Consider the following 1,991-nt stretch of genomic DNA (forward strand, 5'->3'; position numbering starts at 1 on the left):
CGGTGCGGCTCTACGCGCTGCTGGGCTACACCCGATTAGCGGACTTTGTCTTGTACTCTTTCGTGTCCATTTGGCTGTTACCGGCACCCCTCCGGCGCGCCGGCCGTCGCTGGCCGTGTTGCCGTGGCGGTCGAGCCGGGCGGGCCGGGTGGCGCGGCCGGTCGTCGGCGCGGCCCGGACGACCGGCGGAGCACGGACGTGAGAAGTGTTTCGCCTGCATGTGTGGCTGCCGTTTCGGGTCGGGAACCCGACGCTGCGCCGTGCTGGTGTCGGACCGGGCAGGGCCGGTCCCGGCCCTAGCGTCTCCCGGCAGAGGTCGCGCGTCCGGCGCGCGGCGGAGCTGAAGGAGCAACGCATGGCAACAGCAGCAGTGCCCCGGCGACGAACACGGACGGTGAGTGTGCTCGCCGGCGTGACGGCGGTGGTGATGGCGCTGGCCACCCCCGCGGTGGCGGCGCCCGGGGTGAGTCCGGCCCTCGTGGACCGCGACGCCGACCCGGGCACGACCATCGGCGTCAGCAAGGTGGTGTCCACCCCGCCGATCCCGCCGAAGCCCGACGTGGTGTTGCTGGTCGACACGACCGGCAGCATGGGCGGGGCGATCGCCAACGTGCGGACCAATCTGCAGCAGGTCATCACCGACGTGCGTGCCGCACAGCCGTCGGCGCAGTTCGCGGTGGCCTCCTACCGGGACACCGGGGACGGCGCGGAGCTGTTCCGGGTGCGGCAGAACCTGACCGACGACGCGTCGGCGCTGCAGGACGCGGTCGACGGGCTGGCCGCCGACGGCGGCGGGGACACCCCGGAGGCGTGGGTGAACGCGCTGGTCGAGGTCTCCGAGGGGGCGGTCGCCTACCGCTCGGGCAGCAGCCGGATCGTGGTGCTGGTCGGTGACGCGCCGAGCCACGACCCGAGCAACGGGCGCACCCTGGCGCAGGCGACGGCGGCGTTGCAGGCCGACGAGGCGCGGCTGCTGGCGGTGGACGTCAGCGGCGGCGATGGCGGCCTGGACGCCACGGGGCAGGCCACCGCGGTGGTGTCGGCCACCGGCGGGCAGCTGGTGGGCAGCTCCCCGGACACGGTGACCGCCGCCATCCTGGCGGGCCTGCGGGACCTGGACGTCACGGTCACCCCGACGGTGACCTCGTGCGACGCCGGCCTGTCGGTGGGCTTCGACGCGCCGTCGCGTACGCAGCAGTCGGGCACCGACGTGCCGTTCGCCGAGACGATCACGGTGGCCGGTGACGCGGCGCAGGGCGCGGAGCTGACCTGCACGGTGGAGTTCCGGCTCAACGGCCTGTCCGGCGGGCCGGCGTTCACGCAGCAGATCCGCGTGCGGGTCAACGACGTCACCCCGCCGACGGTGGTCGTCGACGACCGGACGGTGGAGGCGACGAGCCCGGCCGGCGCGGTGATCGACTACCCGGCCACGGCGACCGACAACGTCGACGGTCCGCTGACCCCGGCGTGCGTGCCGCCGCCCGGCTCGACGTTCCCGCTGGGGGCGACGACGGTGACGTGCACCGCCACCGACGCGGCCGGCAACACCGGCAGCGACACCGCGGTGATGCGGGTGGTCGACACGACGCCCCCGGCGACGGCGTGCGTGCCGACGAACAACCCGAGCGGCGACAACATCCCCGGCTCGTACAACCCGGACGGCTTCTACCAGCTGACGTCGACGGACGTGGTGGACACGGCGGTGGAGGTGTTCATCGGGGACGCGGCGGACCCGAGCGTGCGGTTCGGGCCGTTCCCGGCCGGCACCAAGATCAAGCTGGTGCAGGCGCCGGGGGCGCAGTCGCGGGTGAAGGACGGCACCGGCGACATCGACTACAAGGTGACGTTGCGCGGCGACGCGCTGATCGTCGGCGTGGACGACGCCGGCAACGCCTCGACGCCGGCGGTGTGCCTGGTGGCTCCCCCGCCGAAGTGACGGCCGTCGCGGGCGGGGCCGAGCCCCGCCGGTGACGCCCCGGCCGCCGGGCCCC

The 1,991-nt window shown here is 74.3% G+C and carries 1 protein-coding gene; it reads left to right on the forward strand.

Annotated features, from left to right (window positions below; translation table 11 throughout):
• Positions 1 to 355 precede the first annotated feature (355 nt).
• Positions 356 to 1,936: a VWA domain-containing protein gene (locus ACWENR_RS30645; RefSeq protein WP_452280420.1), complete on the forward strand. Its 1,581-nt coding sequence runs from the start codon at positions 356 to 358 to the stop codon at positions 1,934 to 1,936.
• The last annotated feature ends 55 nt before the right edge of the window (positions 1,937 to 1,991 follow it).

Source organism: Micromonospora sp. NPDC004336, from assembly GCF_053602615.1.